23 protein-coding genes are annotated in these 18,263 nt (G+C 50.4%); 17 read left to right on the top strand and 6 right to left on the bottom strand.

Features of this window, described 5'->3' with window-relative positions; translation table 11 throughout:
* Window positions 1-18: 18 nt before the first annotated feature.
* The 15 genes from fliF (at window position 19) to R2K28_RS09910 (ending at window position 11,049) form a co-directional block, all read left to right on the top strand.
* On the top strand, window positions 19-1,560 hold the full coding sequence (gene fliF / locus R2K28_RS09980; protein WP_316369627.1) for a flagellar basal-body MS-ring/collar protein FliF: 1,542 nt from the start codon (window positions 19-21) through the stop codon (window positions 1,558-1,560).
* Complete coding sequence (locus R2K28_RS09975; protein ID WP_316369626.1) at window positions 1,557-2,129, top strand: hypothetical protein; 573 nt, start codon at window positions 1,557-1,559, stop codon at window positions 2,127-2,129. The genes fliF and R2K28_RS09975 overlap by 4 nt, the downstream gene beginning before the upstream one ends.
* Window positions 2,117-2,893 carry a FliH/SctL family protein gene (locus tag R2K28_RS09970; RefSeq protein WP_316369624.1) on the top strand — a complete coding sequence of 259 codons (777 nt, stop codon included), beginning with the start codon at window positions 2,117-2,119 and terminating at the stop codon, window positions 2,891-2,893. The genes R2K28_RS09975 and R2K28_RS09970 overlap by 13 nt, the downstream gene beginning before the upstream one ends.
* Window positions 2,890-4,215, top strand: coding sequence for a FliI/YscN family ATPase (locus R2K28_RS09965; RefSeq protein WP_316369622.1), 1,326 nt, complete (start codon window positions 2,890-2,892; stop codon window positions 4,213-4,215). The genes R2K28_RS09970 and R2K28_RS09965 overlap by 4 nt, the downstream gene beginning before the upstream one ends.
* Window positions 4,216-4,677 (top strand): hypothetical protein, encoded by a 462-nt coding sequence (locus R2K28_RS09960; RefSeq protein ID WP_316369621.1) that lies wholly within the window; start codon window positions 4,216-4,218, stop codon window positions 4,675-4,677.
* Window positions 4,674-5,387 (top strand): hypothetical protein, encoded by a 714-nt coding sequence (locus tag R2K28_RS09955; RefSeq protein ID WP_316369619.1) that lies wholly within the window; start codon window positions 4,674-4,676, stop codon window positions 5,385-5,387. The genes R2K28_RS09960 and R2K28_RS09955 overlap by 4 nt, the downstream gene beginning before the upstream one ends.
* 14 nt (window positions 5,388-5,401) lie before the next feature.
* Window positions 5,402-5,809 carry a flagellar hook assembly protein FlgD gene (locus R2K28_RS09950; RefSeq protein ID WP_316369617.1) on the top strand — a complete coding sequence of 136 codons (408 nt, stop codon included), beginning with the start codon at window positions 5,402-5,404 and terminating at the stop codon, window positions 5,807-5,809.
* Between the two features lie 18 nt (window positions 5,810-5,827).
* Complete coding sequence (flgF, locus tag R2K28_RS09945; protein ID WP_316369615.1) at window positions 5,828-7,030, top strand: flagellar basal-body rod protein FlgF; 1,203 nt, start codon at window positions 5,828-5,830, stop codon at window positions 7,028-7,030.
* 17 nt (window positions 7,031-7,047) lie between these two features.
* Complete coding sequence (locus tag R2K28_RS09940) at window positions 7,048-7,836, top strand: FliM/FliN family flagellar motor C-terminal domain-containing protein (protein ID WP_316369613.1); 789 nt, start codon at window positions 7,048-7,050, stop codon at window positions 7,834-7,836.
* Window positions 7,837-7,848: 12 nt separating this feature from the next.
* Complete coding sequence (locus R2K28_RS09935) at window positions 7,849-8,190, top strand: FliM/FliN family flagellar motor C-terminal domain-containing protein (protein ID WP_316369611.1); 342 nt, start codon at window positions 7,849-7,851, stop codon at window positions 8,188-8,190.
* Between the two features lie 98 nt (window positions 8,191-8,288).
* Complete coding sequence (locus tag R2K28_RS09930; protein ID WP_316369609.1) at window positions 8,289-8,693, top strand: hypothetical protein; 405 nt, start codon at window positions 8,289-8,291, stop codon at window positions 8,691-8,693.
* Complete coding sequence (gene fliP, locus R2K28_RS09925; protein WP_316369607.1) at window positions 8,680-9,465, top strand: flagellar type III secretion system pore protein FliP; 786 nt, start codon at window positions 8,680-8,682, stop codon at window positions 9,463-9,465. Before R2K28_RS09930 ends, fliP begins: the two co-directional genes overlap by 14 nt.
* Window positions 9,466-9,508: 43 nt before the next feature.
* On the top strand, window positions 9,509-10,225 hold the full coding sequence (locus R2K28_RS09920) for a sigma-70 family RNA polymerase sigma factor (RefSeq protein WP_316369606.1): 717 nt from the start codon (window positions 9,509-9,511) through the stop codon (window positions 10,223-10,225).
* A 96-nt stretch (window positions 10,226-10,321) separates the two neighbouring features.
* Window positions 10,322-10,612: a hypothetical protein gene (locus R2K28_RS09915; RefSeq protein ID WP_316369604.1), complete on the top strand. Its 291-nt coding sequence runs from the start codon at window positions 10,322-10,324 to the stop codon at window positions 10,610-10,612.
* A 284-nt stretch (window positions 10,613-10,896) separates the two neighbouring features.
* Window positions 10,897-11,049, top strand: coding sequence for a hypothetical protein (locus R2K28_RS09910; protein WP_316369602.1), 153 nt, complete (start codon window positions 10,897-10,899; stop codon window positions 11,047-11,049).
* Window positions 11,050-11,097: 48 nt separating this feature from the next.
* On the opposite strand, the gene R2K28_RS09905 is transcribed toward R2K28_RS09910, so the two are convergent.
* The gene (locus R2K28_RS09905) at window positions 11,098-12,009 is read right to left on the bottom strand and encodes an amidohydrolase family protein (protein ID WP_316369600.1); all 912 of its coding nucleotides are present in this window, start codon (window positions 12,007-12,009) and stop codon (window positions 11,098-11,100) included.
* A 143-nt stretch (window positions 12,010-12,152) separates the two neighbouring features.
* Between R2K28_RS09905 and R2K28_RS09900 the strand changes: the two genes are divergently transcribed.
* Window positions 12,153-12,506, top strand: coding sequence for a hypothetical protein (locus tag R2K28_RS09900; protein WP_316369598.1), 354 nt, complete (start codon window positions 12,153-12,155; stop codon window positions 12,504-12,506).
* A gap of 690 nt (window positions 12,507-13,196) precedes the next feature.
* A complete protein-coding gene (locus tag R2K28_RS09895; protein WP_316369596.1) occupies window positions 13,197-14,744 on the top strand; it encodes a SagB/ThcOx family dehydrogenase in 1,548 nt (515 codons plus the stop codon).
* Window positions 14,745-14,824: 80 nt separating this feature from the next.
* On the opposite strand, the gene R2K28_RS09890 is transcribed toward R2K28_RS09895, so the two are convergent.
* The 5 genes from R2K28_RS09890 to R2K28_RS09870 form a co-directional block, all read right to left on the bottom strand.
* Window positions 14,825-15,040 carry a hypothetical protein gene (locus R2K28_RS09890; RefSeq protein WP_316369594.1) on the bottom strand — a complete coding sequence of 72 codons (216 nt, stop codon included), beginning with the start codon at window positions 15,038-15,040 and terminating at the stop codon, window positions 14,825-14,827.
* 22 nt (window positions 15,041-15,062) lie between these two features.
* Window positions 15,063-15,854, bottom strand: coding sequence for a glutathione S-transferase family protein (locus R2K28_RS09885; protein ID WP_316369593.1), 792 nt, complete (start codon window positions 15,852-15,854; stop codon window positions 15,063-15,065).
* Between the two features lie 26 nt (window positions 15,855-15,880).
* The gene (locus R2K28_RS09880) at window positions 15,881-16,591 is read right to left on the bottom strand and encodes a glutathione S-transferase family protein (RefSeq protein ID WP_316369592.1); all 711 of its coding nucleotides are present in this window, start codon (window positions 16,589-16,591) and stop codon (window positions 15,881-15,883) included.
* A gap of 103 nt (window positions 16,592-16,694) precedes the next feature.
* Complete coding sequence (locus tag R2K28_RS09875; protein ID WP_316369591.1) at window positions 16,695-16,895, bottom strand: hypothetical protein; 201 nt, start codon at window positions 16,893-16,895, stop codon at window positions 16,695-16,697.
* A gap of 72 nt (window positions 16,896-16,967) precedes the next feature.
* Window positions 16,968-18,191: a fatty acid desaturase gene (locus tag R2K28_RS09870; protein WP_316369590.1), complete on the bottom strand. Its 1,224-nt coding sequence runs from the start codon at window positions 18,189-18,191 to the stop codon at window positions 16,968-16,970.
* Window positions 18,192-18,263: the final 72 nt, after the last annotated feature.

Raw genomic sequence — 18,263 nt, 5'->3', positions numbered from 1 at the left:
AAAGATTGATTCCATGACATGGTAGACGAAATGTTGAAAGAGACCTGGAATAACTCGGGAGTTGCCTCCCGCAGCGGACTGATTGGCGGTGTTGTGGCAATCCTCGTAATCTCCATACTCGCGGCCTGGTGGTTGCTGCACTCCCGCAACGGCGTGCTATTCACAGATCTAGAGCCAGGCGATGCTGCAGCTGTGGTCAGTGAACTGGAACGCATGAAGGTGAGCTATACACTCGCTGCAGACGGTACACGCATCCTGGTGCCCCAGGACGAGGTCCATGAGATCCGTTTAAAACTTGTGGGCAGTGGCGTGCCATTGAGTGGCAGCGTCGGATTCGAACTGTTCGACAAGGCCGAATTCGGTATGACCGAGTTTGCCCAACGCATAAATTTCCAGCGTGCCATGCAAGGCGAGCTGACACGGACGATCACCTCCCTCAAAGAGGTGAAATTTGCCAGGGTTCATTTGGTAATGCCGGAAGCAAGCCTGTTCCAGAAGAACAAGACATCTCCAAGTGCATCGGTCACGTTGTTTGTAAAGTCCGGTGCCCAACTCGATCAGCAGCAGACCAAAGGAATACAGCGTCTGGTGTCGGCTTCCGTGCCCGGCCTGGAGGCGTCCGCAGTGACCATCGTGGATCAGAACGGCAAGACCATGAGCGCCTTGGTTGAGGATGAGAACGGCCCGGCCACAGTCACAACCCGTTTGCAGAAGAAAAAAGAGGTTGAGGCCTACCTGATCGAAAAGACAGCCCGTGTATTGGAACGAGCCTTCGGGCCAGGAAAGGCGATTGTCAGCATCGATGCCACCCTGAACTTCGATCAATCCAAGACAACCCGAGAAGAGGTGATTCCCGGTAGTGATGAGAACCGCGGCATGGTGCGCAAGCGTGAATCACGTACCCAAACGGGTTCGGGTAAAAAGAGACAGAAGGGTGGTGGCGAGGTCAATACAGAGATTGAGTATCGCCTGGGACGCTCGGTTGAGCAGATCGTCTCCACACCGGGCGATATCGAACGACTGAGTGTCGGTGTTTTGGTGCCGGCTAGCTCCAGCGAGGCGCAACTGAAGCAGATCGAGGATCTGGTCGCGATGGCAGTGGGGCTTGATCGGATGCGGGGCGATGCCATCGCAGTCCATTCAGCTGCCGGTGAACTATTGCCGCATCAGCAGGCCGAGATGGCGGCTGAGTCTCAATTCACCAACGAACCGATGCCAGCGGATATTTCCGGACATCAATCCTCCATTGCCTCAACGGATGATGTATGGGATCAAGCGGGTCTTGAGCAAGGGCAAATGTCGGCATCAGCTAACCCAACCGGTGGAGCTGCTGCCTGGATCTACGCTATCTGGGCCAAACACACAGAGGCAGTCCTGGCGATCGGTCTGGCTCTGGTGTTGTTGGTGCTTTTGACAATCGTCTTGATCTCAAAGGCAGGCCGGAAACGTGCTAACCAGAGACGTTTGCTTGTTGATGAACGGGAACGCATTCTTAACCAGCTAAAGACATGGATCAATGCAGATGAGCTGGCACCTCAAAGTGAGGGAAAGAGCTCATGAATGGGTTACGCAAGGCTGCCCTCTATCTGCATGGACTGGAGGAGACCGATCGACGATGGTTGCTCAATGCTCTTTCGGATGCAGAGCGCGAACGCTTGCAAACAACACTTGCCGAGCTCGATGAGATGGGTGTGCCAAGCGGAAACGCCTGGCTGCCGGAGTTGGCGGAAGCGCAGATCATGGAGGTTCCCGAGGAAGAAAGTAATCCCCTGAGTTCCGAGATCGAGACAATCAAGAAGGCGGGCCTGTCACGACTCATGCAAATTATTGAGCACGAGCCGGTGAAAATTGTAGCCCAATTGTTAAGGCATCGTGTCTGGCCGTGGCATCAGGATTATATAGACAAACAAGATCCGCTAAAGCGCAAACAACTGCTGCGAGCTCTTGAGTCATCAACTTCACCACTGCTACCAAAGGTGGAAACAGCCTTGTTATCTGCACTGGCGGCACGACTGGACCAAACCGAGTCAGTATCGGGTGGCGGTTTCGAAGCCGCACTTGTTGTCGCGCAACGTGATCAAGAGAGCGCCACACAAGAACCAGGTTGGAGGCGGTTATGGCGTCGCTGATACGTTCGGCACAGATCGTTTCAAAGCGCCGCTTGCTTGAGGGGGGGGAATCGCCGGCCAAGAAGTCCGAGCGGCAATCGGCGCCTGCGGAACAACAAACAGGTACTGATGATTCCACAATGAGAAGGGAAGCAGACCTGCGCGCACTCTCCCAGGCACGCACTGAACTTGAGGAGGCATTGCGGATTTCCCAGGCACGCACCACACAAACCGAGGCTGAATTGTTGCGTCTGCGTGGCGACATCGATGAATTGCGGCAGGATGCCGTGGAATCGGGCCGGGAATCGGGATATCAGGCTGGACGCGAAGAGGGGCGCGCTGAACTCACTCGGCAGGCAGCGCAGTTGAGTGAACTGATTGAGCAAGTAACCAAAGAGCATGAAGCGAAACTGACATCGGCTGAAGAGGAGATCGTCGAGGTGGTTTTCACCTCGGTCGCAAAGATTCTGGGCGACACCCTGGTGAGTGCGGATGCCGTAATCGCAGTCGTCAGGCAATCGATTAAACAGCTTGTTACTCGCGATCGGCTGGCGATTCATCTTTCGCCTGAAGATAAAAAATTACTGGACAAGGTGGCAGCGGAAGGAGACGAGACGCTATTTGGGTATGGCATAGAAATTGTTGCTGACGAACGAATTGAACTCGGTGGATGCATATTGCAATCGATGACAGGGGGTTTGGATGCGCGGCTGGAAGTTCAAATGCGGCAATTAAGTGAATGCCTGCTGAGTGTGGCCAACCGAAGAAAGGGTGAAAGCCAGTGACCCTCTCGCTGCAACCTTATCTGCAAGCCATCAAAACCATGGAGTTGGTTCGCCGCACAGGCCGTATTGCCCACTTTTACGGTTTGGTGCTGGAGTCCAACGGACCCGAAGCCTTTCATGGTGAACGTTGTGAAATCTATCCTACACCTCATGGTAAACCTATACCGGCTGAAGTGATCGGTATCAAGGATGGCAAGGTATTGTTAATGACCTATGGAGAGAGTCGAGGCATAGGTGTTGGTAGTGATGTGATCGCTACCGGTAAGGCGGTAGACGTAGCGGTAGGCGAAGCACTCCTGGGCCGCGTCATCGATGCCTTTGGCCAGCCGCTGGACGGCAAGCAGGCGCCCATCTTAAGAGAAAGCTACCCTCTCTATGCCGAACCGCTGAATCCGCTGTTACGACCACGTATTGACAGCATCCTCGAAACCGGGGTCCGTGCTATCGACACCGCACTCACCGTGGGCCGGGGTCAGAGGGTGGGGATCTTTGCCGGTAGCGGTGTCGGTAAAAGCACCTTGCTTGGGATGATAGCAAGACAGATGGATGCCGATGTGAATGTCATTGCATTGATCGGAGAACGTGGACGCGAAGTACTCGATTTTATCGAGTTGAACCTAGGGGAGTCCGGCTTGACGCGAAGCGTGGTCGTGGTGGCGACCTCGGATCAACCGGCCCTGGTGCGGGCCCACGCCGCTTTCGCTGCGACCGCCATCGCGGAATATTTCCGGGACCAAGGGCTCGATGTGGTGCTGACCATGGATTCGATCACCCGCTTTGCCATGGCGCAGCGGGAAATCGGCCTCGCGGCGGGAGAACCTCCAACCGCACGGGGTTATACCCCATCGGTTTTCGCACTTCTGCCCCGACTTCTGGAGCGGGGCGGGACCTCGAAGGAGGGTGGTAGCATCACTGCTTTCTATACGGTGCTGGTTGAGGGGGACGACATCAATGATCCGATTTCAGACAGCCTGCGTGCGATCCTCGATGGTACGGTCATACTCTCGAGAGAACTTGCCAATCGGGGTCAATATCCCTCCATCGATCTCCTGCATAGCAACAGCCGGTTGTTCATGCATCTGGCAGACAAGAGTGAACGGGAGGATGCTCAGGCACTGATCGAACTATTGAGCAGTTATGACAGCTCCAGGGACATGGTGGAGATCGGCGCCTATCGAGAGGGCAGTAATCCCCTATTGGATCGCGCCATTGGACGCATGGACCAGATCAATGCATTTCTTCGTCAGGCTGTAGACGAAGTGGGTGACAGGGCGGAGGCCTATCGGCGGCTGCACAAAATAGTTGCCACGGAGATGGGATAAATGGAGAAGCGGATAAAGCAGCGTATCGGTGCACTAAAAACCCTGAATGGAAGAATGAACAGCGAGATGGCCGGTCTGCGGCAGACCCGGCGTCAGGCAGATGACCGGCTTCATGTTATCAAGGAGAAGCTGTCGGTTATCGATGAAGAGATCGGCGAAGCGGAGCGTTGTCTACGTTCGGCCCTCGATCCAGGATCTGACCTGGCCCTGGACGAGTACCAGATGTTAATTGACTATCTCGACTATCAACAGCGCATACGGTTCAACAACGAACGGCAACAGGGATTTGCCCAGGTACGGCTTGAAAAGATAGAGGAAGAGATGATCCAACAGGGTTTGAAGATCCGCGGCATGGAGAATCTGCTTGAGCGAAGGGCAAGGGAACTGGCGCTCGCTAAAGAGCATAAGCAGCTATCGCTGCTCGATGAGATGTGGCTGCAAAAACAGAAGGATGAATCATGAGTAAGATCGATTTCGATGCAAGTGCATACCAGGCTGAGCGAGCTGCCGGTACTTCAATGGACCTTGCAAGGCGTCTCGAATGGCGCCAACAGTGGGAAAAAGCCCAAATAGAAAATTGGCAGGCAGGTCATCATGTCAGAGGACGACGGGCGGTTGGTGCCGGATCTTCAACAGAAGCGGGTGTGGCAGGTCTGAAGGAAACAGATGAGACGAAGACTCAAACTCATCCAGCTTTGGAAAAATCGTCAATGGACACAGAACCAAGACGCTCCAATTACGCGGGCAGGGGCCAGTCACGGATGATGTACGATTCATCCGGCCCGAAAGAAGTCAAATCTGCAACGACCTATGCACCTGCTTCACCTATGGTTGGTGGGGGGAAAGGTCACGGTCTGTCTGTCTCCGCAAAATCCCTGCCTACCGTCCGCACGCCACCCCCACCACTTGTGCAGCAGCCGCATTCCACTGGGATCCATATCTATCAGGCTGATGGCAAGGTGGAAGTCGCACTACGCAATACCGGTATAAATGGAAGAGACGGCGTGATGCTGATGACTGGATTGAAAAAAGACCTCGCTTCACTTGGTCTGAGACTGACACGTTTGATTCTCAACGGTGAACTGTTGTGGCAGTCGGAAGCGGCAACACCTAGGGGCTCCGTATCCGCCGACACGGATGCGGATGAAACACCCATCGACAAGATCTACTGAGCAGGAGTATCGACATGGTTGAAAGTATCGGCGCATCTCTCGGCAACGAGAGTCAGCAGATTCAACAGGCTGGGCTCGGTCAGGAGGATTTTCTGAAAATTCTTTTGACCCAATTGACCTATCAGGACCCCTTGAAACCCTTGGATAATCAGGAATTCATCGCCCAATTTGCCCAGTTCGCAAGCCTTGACCAGACCCGTCAGTCCAATGAGAACCTAGACACTATGCTGCTCATGCAGATGGCTGATCAGGGGATCGGATTACTGGGTAAGACCGTAGAAGTGAGGACGGAGACAGGCAGTGTGGTCGGGGATGTTACTGCCGTAGCCTTCTCCCAGGGCATACCCCGTTTTACGGTGCAAGTGGGTGAAGAGCAGTTCCTGACCAACATTACCTTGGCGCAAGTCGTACTGGTCCGATAGAGGAAAAGGAGACAATCAATGTTTGGATCTATCTACACCGGTCTTACCGGCATGATGGCCTTTTCACAAGGTCTGGATGTCATCAGCAACAATGTGGCCAACCTCAATACACCTGGATATAAGGGGAATGATCTGTTATTCCAGGATATTTTCTATCGTTATGGACTCTCTTCCGACTCCAACGCCAACTATCCAAGCAGCGAGATTGGAAACGGGGTTACCGGTGATAGAACTTTGATGCGCGAAGCTCAAGGAGAAATCCGTGAGACCGGCAACCAGAATGACGTGGCCATCGATGGCAATGGCCTGTTTATATTGCGAGACGGAGAGGATATCTACTATACCCGTGCCGGCCAGTTTGAAATCGATGACGATGGCTATCTCGTCGATCGTGTCAATCAGGCGAGGGTCGCCGGATTTGAAGATGGAGAACTGGTTGACATCAATGTCTCCGAGTTGGGTAATAACCGCCCTCGCGCAACCACCGAGATTATATTGACCAATAACCTATCCATAAATGGTGTTGAACATGAAATCCCGGAGGTGGAGGTTTTCGATGCGCTTGGCGGATCACATCTAATCGATCTTAAGTTTATCAATGACGGCGATTTATGGCGGGTGGAAATCACCGATGATGCGGAAAACATGATCGCCAGTGATGGCGAGATCCGATTTCGCACAGACGGTTCGCCGGAGGAGGGGTTCAATCGCTTCAGTTTCCAGCTTGCTCCCGATGACGTACCGGCAACCGAAATCCTCTTGAACTTCGGCGAAGCCGGTAGTTTCACAGGGGCCACATCATTTGCCGCGGGTGAAACTTCGGACCTTGTGGTTGAGTCCCAGGATGGCTATGCACGAGGTGCGTTGATCCGCATGGGATTCGACCGAGATGGTACCTTGACTGTCGAGTATTCAAATGGCAAGGATAATGAAAGCACCCAACTTGCCTTGGCCTGGTTCGATGACATGCAGGCACTACGCCAAATCGGCGGCGGACTCTTTCTCGCGGGCGAAGAGCTTGAGCCGATGATCGATACGCCAATGCAAGGTGTGATGGGTGAGATCGTCGAGGGGAGTCTTGAGCTATCCAATGTCGAGCTGACTCTTGAGTTTACCGATCTCATCATTATGCAACGGGGATTTCAAGGATCCTCACAGATCTTGACCGTGTCCAACGAAATGATACAGCAGCTGCTGGATATTGGGCGGGGCGGCCGATGAGTAGTCACCCATACCGATTGATAGGTGAACGCCTCGGTGGCTCGTTTAAGCAGGCATTGGAACCAATTGTCAAGGGTTGGGCGGAGGATTGGCTGCCAGACAATACAACATATTCACTGAATAGGCTGTTACCGCTCTTCGACTATTGCCAGGAAAATGGGACAGCGGAGATAGATCAGTTGGTCAGCTGGGTGGACGACAATTGGTGCGGATTGCTAAAGCCTGTCGAGAAGGGCCTTCTCGGCAGTATATTGATAGGCGTGACAGATAAAGAGCTGCGTAAGATGGCGTCCTCGACGTTATTGCAGGATGTCGCACAACAAGCACTGAGTGAGCTGGCTCAGCGAATTCTCTCAGCAAACAAAACCGCCTATGAAAGTGTGCCGATAGTCGTGACTGACAATCCAATGCCCAAGGGATCGGAGTTACGAGGATCCGGAGCGTTAGCACTCAATATCAGAATAGGGGGTCTCTCTTTAGATTATGTTGTTTCACCGATGACAGTCGAGCGCTATCTTGAAGCTCAGGAATCGCCTGCTCAGACATCACCACAGAAGTTGACCCGGCTACATGCTGCTCTCGCAAACCAAAAATTAAGTGCCAGGGTTTCCCTGGGATCTGCAGCATTGAGTCTTGGAGAACTGGCGACCATGCGCATCGGCGATGTTGTCGCACTGGATAAGCATATTGATGAACCAGCTTTAATGAGACTTGGATTCAATGGTGATGCATGTGACGGTTTTATTGGTACAAAAGGGGAGTCCCTGGCGATTCGTCTTTCACGGGTCGGTGATCAAAAAAGTTAGTGAGCAAATATTATGTCTAAATATGTGAGTAAAAACAGCGGCAACTCAGTCGAGCAAGTTCAGCTCAGCGAGTTATCAGATAACCAACCGCAGGGCCGTGCACTTTTCAAAAGCAATTTCGAAATCATTAAAGATGTACGTGTGACGCTGGAAGCCTGTGTAGGAGAGGCGGAACTCTCGGTCAGCGAACTCTATGACCTCAAAGCCAATTCGATTGTAAAGCTGGAGCGTGATGCCCAGGCGCCTATCGACCTGGTATTGGATGGCCGAATCGTTGCACGCGGTCAGTTGGTTGTTACCGGGGATAATTTCGGCGTGTGCATTACCGAGATTCTCAATAAAGATGAAGTCTAGTTCGTTGACAGTACGAATTCCTATTAATCTCAAACAATCAGGTATGAGCGATGCGATTTAGCCTGGTGTTGATCGTGCTCAGTATTGGAGTTTTATTGTTGTGCACAACAGCTGTGCAAGCAGAGGACTCGGATCTTCCATCTCCGGCTGCTACGGAATCATCGACTACGGAACCAACCCAGGGCTTACCGCTACGGAAAGACAGTGTTATCCCTCAGGGAACTCTGTTGCGTGTCTCAGTGGCCATCGTTATCGGCTTGATTTTGGCTATTGCAGTAGTCTATCTCATTAAAAGGTATATATTCGCGCGAACCCCGATTGGCACCAGCGACCAGCATATGCAGCTGCTCGAGGTAAAGCGCCTGTCAACCCGGCTCATGCTGTTCAGGGTACGTGTAGACGACAGGACAATAGTCCTCGCCCAAAGCGGTGAACAGTTGATTGAACTCGATCCCAACAAGGCCTACGCAACCAGGCAAGAAGTTATTGATGAAGATAATTGATAAACATCATAGACTGAGCCCACTTGCATTCCTCCTGCTTTTATTTGGATTGATTGTTACCACGGTTCCGTCCTCCATATCGGCGGCAGATATAGAGTTGCCCGGTATCGGTATCGAGTTGAATGAGGCAGAGGGAGAGGAGGGGGAGGTCGCAACTGCGATCAAGATCGTGCTTGGTCTGACTGTACTGAGTCTGGCCCCGGCGATAATGATCGTGATGACCTCATTTACCCGCATCATAGTCGTCCTCGCCATATTGCGTCACGCCTTTGGAATGCAGCAAACCCCCCCCAATACAGTATTGATCAGCCTGGCATTGTTTCTTACCTTGTTTAACATGTTACCAACACTGAATTTAATCGATGAAAACGCCGTTCAGCCCTACGGCAATGGCCAGATAAACAGCAAGGAAGCGTTCCAGACGGGCATGGCGCCACTCAGGGACTTCATGATACGCCAAACCCGCGAACAAGATTTGGCATTGATGGTGGAAGTCTCTGGCGGACAAATGCCTCAAACCATCGACGATGTTTCTAATCTGCAGGTTATTCCCGCCTTCATGCTAAGTGAGCTCAAGGCGGCATTTCAAATAGGTTTTATAATTTTTTTACCATTCGTACTCATCGATATCGTCGTTGCCAGTATACTGATGTCGATGGGAATGCTGATGGTGCCGCCGATGATGATATCGCTACCGATCAAGATTCTGATGTTTGTATTGATCGATGGATGGAATCTGGTAGTCCACTCCCTTCTGGGTAGTTTTGTCTAAAGCTGGCCAATATTACTGCAGCGCGAATGGGAAATGTTCGGTAATGGACAAGGAGCAGGAACACGAACTTTGGCTGGCTGCAGGTCAGGACAGTGACAGTACTGCCCGACTGACACTTATCGAACACTATACTTATCTGGCCAAGGTGATTGCCAATCATTATTATCGAATCCGACCTGATGACACTGTAGAGTATAAGGACTACTTACAATACGCCATGCTCGGACTGCTCGAGGCGGCACAGCGATACGATCCTGGCAGGGGCGCATCATTTTCCACATATGCCAACTATCGAATCAAAGGGGCAGTTTTGAATGGCTTGGAAAAAGCCACTGAACAGCGAGAACAAGCCGCTTTCCTGCGAAGATACCAGCGTACCAGGATAGAATCGATCACCAATGCGCGAAATCAGTCCGACCAAGATCCATTTACTGAAATGGTTGGTATAACAATCGAACTGGCATTGAGCTTCATGTTGGAAGATGCAGGCATCCTGTTAAATGAAGAGCCGGAGGCAGATGAACTGTTCAATGGTGAGGTGGAAAAAGCACTCTCAACGCACTTGAGCGCACTTGTAGATCGCTTGCCCGAACGTGAACGGCTAATCATCCGCAGCCATTACTTTCATGGGATAATATTTGAAGATCTAGCTAAATTTTTAGACATATCAAAAGGTCGGGTATCTCAATTACATAAGCAAGCGTTGCAACGAATCCGCTTCGACTTTGATATGGGATCGAGTTTGGACAAGCGGTATTAAGGTGAGCATACTTCAAGCAAACTATTCTTCTCCTGTTAACCGTTTCTTAACACCCCAGCAAAAGTGTCGGCATGGAAGGGCAACACAATAAAGCACATGGGCCAGGTTATCGCGTCGGCGTTGTGTAGCACCGTATCGAATCGAACTGATTTTGCTGAGCAGGCATCCCAGGATGTTGCTGCGGTTACTGCCTGGAAGCCGAGCAAATCGGATCAGAAGAACACCTATATCAATGACTTGATCCAATCTGAGCGGCCGGACGGCCTTTTATCGGAAACCTTGCAGGCCAATCCAAGCCCGCAAAAGACTTTGTTGTCACTGCGCATTCGACAGGCACAGCGCCGGCAGGAACAGGCCACCCGCCAGCCGAGCATTGAGGCTGGTTGACCGGCGAGCGGATGGAAGACAGCGATGATGGCTACGCATTAGCGCTCAATGTGAGCTTGTAGATCGATTTATGGCAGAAACTCGCGGACGATACCGCAGCGCGTGTCTCCATGCCGACACTGTCAAGTTACATGTTTTGTAAACAAATAGATGGCAAATGGAGGTTACGCCACGTGGCCCCTGCTATCAACCCAATCTGAATTTCGCAAACGTACAACATGTCCTGGATATCGCGAATCATGTAAACCAAAACAGAGCCACGAGCATTTAGAGAAGAAGATGTTATGAAGGAATCGATCACCAACCAGGTCGGGCGCATTACAAGCGGAAACGTGAATGCACTCCTTGATGCCGTTGAAAACGCAGCGCCGGATCTCGTAATGGAAGAGGCGATCCGTGAAGTCGAGGGGGGGGGTAATCGACGAGGTGCGTGCTGATAATGCCACCTCTGTAACCATTCCCGGATTGCTTGTGTGGCACAGGACCTACTGTTTCCACTTAAAATAATCCACTGCATTTTTGTAACGGACCTTTTGGGCAACTTCGGCAGGTAGCTGCTGTAACCACTCACGATGAAAGTCGAGGAAACGCGAGAGCTGCTGCCAACCCGTATCAGGCTCGTCCCAGGGATTGAGTCGTTCCACCGGCCAAACCGGGTCAGATCCGATCATGAATCGATCCGCGTAAGCGATCACGAAATCCCGCCATTCAGCTTTCAATAAACCCGTCTCATCGGCGATACGTCTTCCCACATGCCGCCATGGATCGCGAGCTGACAGCTCCACACTCAGGTTTGGGCAATGTTTCAATGCGCGCGCCACCTCACCTGGCGGCAGAATCGATCCGGCATGGGCCCACAGGAAGCGGGTTTTCGGATGTGCACTGCAGAATCCAATGAGATAATCGGCCCTGGAAAATTCCGTATGCACGAGTACGGGCACATCAAACTCCGCCGCGAGTTCAAACAGGCCGGAGATATTCGGGTTCTTCCAATCAGTGACAAAACCGCTGATCATATGAAGTTCACCAATACCCCGGTAGTGACCCGATTCCAATGCCAGTCGGACACGCCCAACCAATTCGTTATCGAAATACCAATTCGACCAGTCGATACCGTTCTGATAGACCCCATAAATAGGTATTACTATCTCAGGCGCCAACCGCTGCAGTTCGAGCGCCAGTTCCGGGGGAGTGCCGGTAACAACCGCTAACGTGACATTGTTATCACGCAAGATGTTGATGGCCTGTTCCGGTTCCGTGACCTCTTTCTGATTCCACTTCCAGTGCAGATGAGTATCAGCCAGTTTTGCCGGTCCTTCATCGCTGATACAGGGTGAAGAAATCGCGAGGAGTGAAAGCAGGGCAGTGAGCCATATTATTTCTGTGAGTCTGGTCATGAATATTCAGACAACCTATTCAGCATTGTACACCAAACTCACAATAGTTCCTGAATACTATTTTTGCCATTTCCCGGATACCATGACGTGCTCCTACGTGAAATCCAGAACGCTCGTGTTGGTATTGGGTGGCGGATTTCACGTTGCGTGCAGCCGATAGTGCTCATGACCAAGAGTTTAACAACGACTGGTGGAGTGTAATGCGTTTACTTCGAGTTATAGGAGAAGCTGCCGATATACAACTTGAATTTTCGCAAAAGTCAGAGCCAACCTGTTCAGTTAACAGGTTATGGCTACTCGCTTCGGAAGGGTTTTTGAATTGTGGAGAACAAAATCCAAAACCTTCACTCGATGTTGAAGCAGACACAAGATCCGTCAAAACGGCGTTGTTGGATCCTCTTCAGACGAGGGCAAAGGTTATTAACCTCAATAGACTGGCATCCAACTATCTTGCACAGAAGAGCTTACCGACTTCGCGCTCCGGTGAGCAATCTTGAAGCACTATTTAACACTGCAGGTTTCGGGAATAGTGCCACACGAGGAAGAATAGGAACGATTGGTAGAAGGGCAGCAATCACTTCCTATCGTTGGCAGGTCGAGGGTAGGTGAACCATGTCTGTCCTGTTTCGTTAATTTGGCAACATGTTTTAAGATGACTGGCATATCCATCATTTAACATAATATACATTATGCATCTTTTAATATTTTATACTTTAATCAAATAAGTAACTTTAAGAATAATACTTAACCATCTTATTTATATGAATATTTTTTAATCCAGCATGGTAAACCTATCCTACTCCTCGAGATTGTTCATCTTTCAACAAATCTTGAACTCAAGTTTCTTTTTTGTGGAAAATGTTTTCGTATCCGTCGCTTCTCACGCAATTCATTCGGCATTACCGCCTCGTACTACATTCTTTGTAGAGAATCATGCCAGATTCCTTCCCTTTGTTCTTTAATGCTGGCATTGTTATGGCCTGGTTCCCAGATTCATTCATGATGAGAATCAAACCAGGATCGAAATAATAGCGTTGCGCTATGTGAAATCTAGAGAAGTTCCTGCACAAGTATTCAGTGCATTTCAAGTAGGATTACGCCGCTGAGCGTTTCTCAGACGCATCAGAACTGTTTTCATGCGAATGCACCTATTCTCACTTCACACCTGGTATGTATTTCGAATTGACATGAGCAAGATAGAAACCATTCGTGCTTATCATCAACGCACCAAGCATCACCTGGACGCCTATGCACGTGGTCCGGAGTACCTGGATTGGGATAACCAACCCAATCCGTTTCGCAGGTTCTCGGGTGCTCCACTGATTTCACTGCCACTTGATCCAGACCCGAATGGCGGTGTTGCTACACTCGACCAGGTGGGTATCGCCAAGCTTCTGGAACTATCCATGGGGCTCTCTGCCTGGAAAATGTTCGGACCGGACCGCTGGGCTTTACGCTGCAATCCATCCAGCGGCAATCTCCATCCCACCGAGGCCTACGTTGTATGCAGCAAAGTTACCGGACTGGACGACGGCATTTACCACTACGCACCGCGGGAACACGCTTTGGAACAGCGAGCGGCCCTTGTCGGTGGCGAAGCGTTTACCTATTGCCTGCTGGGCCTGACTAGTATCGCCTGGCGTGAAGCCTGGAAATATGGTGAACGGGCCTACCGCTATGTACAGCTGGATGTCGGGCATGCCCTGGGGGCGGTACGATATGCTGCAGCACTGCTGGGATGGCAGGTCAGCTTGTTGTCGGTTGGCGATAGCGCTATTGGTGACTTACTAGGCCTGTCGAGGGAAAGGGATTTCAAGGGCGCCGAACAGGAACAAGCGGATCTGTTGATGCAGATTCATCCCGTTGGTTCAAACCTGATTGCCAGTCTGCCTGAAGGTGATCAGTGGCAGGGCAAGGCCGATACCCTCGGTGGGGACCCCTGTTTAAACTGGCCGATAATCGACACGGCGCACCAAGCCTGCCATGAAGATTCGCCGCACTACCCGGTATCCCTCACTCCATCGAAACTTTCAGGTGAAAGTGCCACCCATCTTACGCAATTGATTCGGCAACGCCGCAGTGCTCAATCGTTCATTGGTGAGCAAAGCACCCTTGGGATGTTATCGCTACAAGGTTTTCTGCAAGCGTTGATGCCGCAAACCGGCACCCTGCCCTGGGACTTTTGGCCTGGTACGCCAAGGTTGCACCTGGTGCTATTCATCCATCGGGTCGAAGGGCTGCCGTCAGGTGTGTACGCATTACCCCGTCACACTGATGCCCTGTCCCCATTGCAATCGGCCATGAGTGAAAGATTCGTTTGGCAGCCGACGTCGATAACAACCGATGACCTGCCACTCTATTGCCTGGCTGAAGGTGACGTGCGTAAAGTGGCGCGTACTCTCTCCTGCCACCAGGAGATCGCATCCGCCAGCAGCTTCAGCTTCTGTATGCTGGCAGAATTCGAGCAAGCCCTGGCGCAAGGAGTATCAAGCTATCGACACTTGCACTGGGAAGCAGGATTGATTGGCCAGGCGGCCTACCTGGAAGCGGAACGTATCGACATGCGCGGCACCGGAATCGGCTGCTTCTTTGATGACAGCGTGCATCTCACGCTTGGCATAACCGATACGCAGTGGCAAAGCCTGTATCACTTCACTGTCGGTTTTCCACGTGTCGATGCCCGTTTACAGACGCTGCCGCCTTATGAACACCTTGACAAACATCTGTGTGATTGAGTGAAACTCGATCATGGATTGCTCTAATAAAAAAGGCTGTTTCACAACAGCCTAAGGGGGGTATCGGACAATACGAAATATCAAAATAGATGATACCGTGTATTCTCGGTCATCAAACTGTATTGTAACATTCGCAGGTCCAATTCTGGTATCTGAACAAGCGTTTTGTTCTTCTCAGATAAGATTGTCCAGCTTTCGACTGTTTCAAGTGGCACATTAAGGACTTTTGCAACATCCGTGCAGCTTAGATTTTTATCCCCCATGATTTTAAGGAGATCTTGGTTAATTGTATTCATTTCGATCTCCTTTTGCAGAGCACTAAAAGTCGGTGATAACAACATTGTTTAGCTTCTTAGCTTTGATGTCATCCAGGCTGGGCATGAGATCGTATGCAACCAAATTCTGGCCAGAAAAGCTCTTATGGAGTCTGATTCGGTCCATCCATTGACTAAGACTATGGCGTTGATCAATCAGCGACTGTTCTCCGCTTACCATTAAAAGATGTAAGTAAGCAGTCCAATGCACATCGGCATAACTGTAGTCACCTACAATAAATTCCTTGTTGGCTAACTGGGTATCAAGTGCATCCAGTGGTGAAATCAGGGCTTGGCGTGCCACATCAACAGCGTTGGTGTTCGCTTGTGCTGAATTATCACTCATAGGCTTTAATACCAATTCATCCATGATTGTCTGCACGTGTGGTGCTACATTGGTACGAGCTATATCTATCCAATAATTCTGTTCTGCCAACACTGCTGCATTTCTGGGCGCAAGGCGATTGCCCAATCCTCGCCCTTCTATAAAAGTAAGAATACCCAGATCACCAGCCACCTGATAGTGGGCCTCTTTTAGTGCAGGCGTGATGCCCAGGCTTGAGATGTTCAGATAGTCCTCTGTTTTGTCTGCTCCCTGGGTGATATCCAGTATACCGCACTCGATTTCAATACCCTTTTCAGCAGCAATGATGACTGCTTTTAGGGTATTTGCATCACCAGGAAAGCCTAACAATTGCATCACATACTGGGTTTTTTTTAGGTCACCAGCGGTGCCATATCGACCTTCTGCATCCAGACTCTGTGTCGCGCTACCAAATGCGAATAGATCTGTCATATCATCTTCTCCTGATTAAGGACCTATCAGGCCACTGATTTGAGGCGTTTTTCGCGGATCTCTTCCAGCGAAGCCAGACTGGTATAGGTCTGTTTTTTACTGACTTTGCTTGTGTGGCTCTTGACCTGGTCATACCATCTCTTGATGTTTGGCCGGTCATTTACCAAGTCCTGGTGATCCGCCAGAACACACAGATGAACCGCGGCTGTCCAGTGAATGTCTGCAAACGAGTAATCACCGACAATATAACGACGCCGGTCCGAGAGTACGTTATCTAGGGTGTCCATTACCTGTCCGATCTCTGCTTTTGCAGCCACGACCTCAATCTCAACCTTTGCTTCTTGGGTATTTTTTAACCCGGCTGTAAGGACGCTTACATTCGGATCAATGAATCTTTCTGCAACATCCACCCAGTAATTCTGCTCACCAAGAATTGCTGCTTTTTTCGGATTTAGTGATCCTCCTTCACCACGAACGTCCATGTAGGCCAAGATAGCTTGAATCCCACTGACTATATATCCACCTTCCTTGAGACAGGGCGCCTTGCCAAATGGAGACAATCGACGATACTCTGGATCATCACAGGCGCCAGCCTCGATATCCAATAATTCACAGTTAAGACGAATATCCTTTTCTGCTGCCATAAGTAAACACTTGTTGGTGTTTGGGTCAGCAGGATACCCCCGCAGACGCATATCAGTGGTTTCATTTTGCTTTTTTTTGCTAAAGAGTCTCATAAATCTATTCCTCCTTTGGGATTGTTTCGTCCCATCCGCCTGTAGAGATCCACGAAATCATTTTTATTATGGGATCTCCAACAGGCATGTGCGTATGTTGTGGTTACTCCCAACGGAAGGGTTCGTCCTTCGCGATGGCAAAAAACATCCAGACATTGAAAAGCAGGATAAAAATAAAACAGATGGATGTTCCAAGCGCCCAAAGTGGGTCAGTATGGTGCTCCCCAACGCCTAGCTTGACCAAACCCCAACCACTGGCGGCTGTAAATAGTAATACAAAAAAAAGTGCTTTATAGGTTGCCATGTCTGTATCCTCAATGAATTTGTAGGGGTAGGAGAATGCCAGGCATCGGCACCCTCCTCCTTCGGCCCGAAATTATGCGCGACTTACATGAGCCGAAAGTTCGTCCATGTCATGCCAACCGGCCTTGGCATTCATACGCTGTGCGATCCGTCGCTCACCCTCTGAAGCCATTTCCGCATCCCATTTAGCCAGGTGAGGTTTGATGAAGCTCTCCCACATAGGTGGTACCAGTAATAATGAAAACATCGCGTAATAGCCAAGACCCGTGTCTGGTGAGCCGACCTCCTCCAGCTCCCAAAAATGAGTCTCCCCACGATCGTGATGATCACCCTGACGACCGATTTCTATAAATCCAAACTGAGTGAATGGTGACTCACCAACATCCCAGGAGTGACGGTACTCGATGGGTTGCCCCTTCTCGCGAATAAGGCCGTAATGCTCAAGAAAATTTAGTACTTCCAGTTCAAAGCCGGAAATCACCCATGTGATGGCCATAATCCCAAGTCCTTCCCAACCACCAGCGAACCAGAAAAGGAAGACGGTAGGCAGGCTTATAAAATAACCCCGGATCCAACGATTGGCAGGTGAAAAAAACATCTTCCCGAGCCGTTTTAAGCGCTGTTGCTCCATGACGTAAAGAAATCGTGACTGACCGAAATGTGACAGCAGATAGTGCCTATAGATATCTCGTCCACGAGGACAGGTTGCAGGATCATCTTCATGTGCCAATTCAAGGTGGTGGTTGTAGACGTGTGCGTAACAGAAGTGTGCAATTCCGCTCAACCCCATCATCCAACGAGAGAGAACGAACGTCCAACCCTTGGTATGAGAAAGCTCATGGCCAAACATGATACCCAATCCCATATATAAAGCGCATGAAATTGCTGCACCAATCAGTTCAATACCTGTAATACCTGTCTGGATACTGAGTGCAGGTAGGGAGATGCCGGCAATTTCCATTGCACCAAGAATTTCCGTTGAGCCTATGGGTACGCCTGTTGTATATTCATACACACGCCATACAAGTGATAGTTGTAAGGCCACGAACACAGGGAATTGCATATACATCATGGTATTCAACAGCCACGGTATGCCGTTGAGTTCACCATTCTTGTCGGTACCGGCTGGTCTGGCATGGGTTGGCAATACGCTAGTTACCCAGTCCAGTATGATTGAAGCTACGAACATCGCTACGCCGAGCCAAACCCATGGACCACCGATCACAATACCTATTAACGATGCGACGATAAGTGCTGGTGTTAGAAAGTATCTTAAATTGACCATAAATTTATTCATTTGAGATCCTCCAGTTCTAGTACAGGTGCGATATTAAATCTAATAAGAGAACGTCTTCAGTCCTATACGTAT

The sequence above is a fragment of the Candidatus Thiodiazotropha sp. CDECU1 genome (assembly GCF_963455295.1).
GTDB lineage: Bacteria > Pseudomonadota > Gammaproteobacteria > Chromatiales > Chromatiaceae > Thiodiazotropha.
This window is presented reverse-complemented; position numbering and strand designations above follow the sequence as displayed.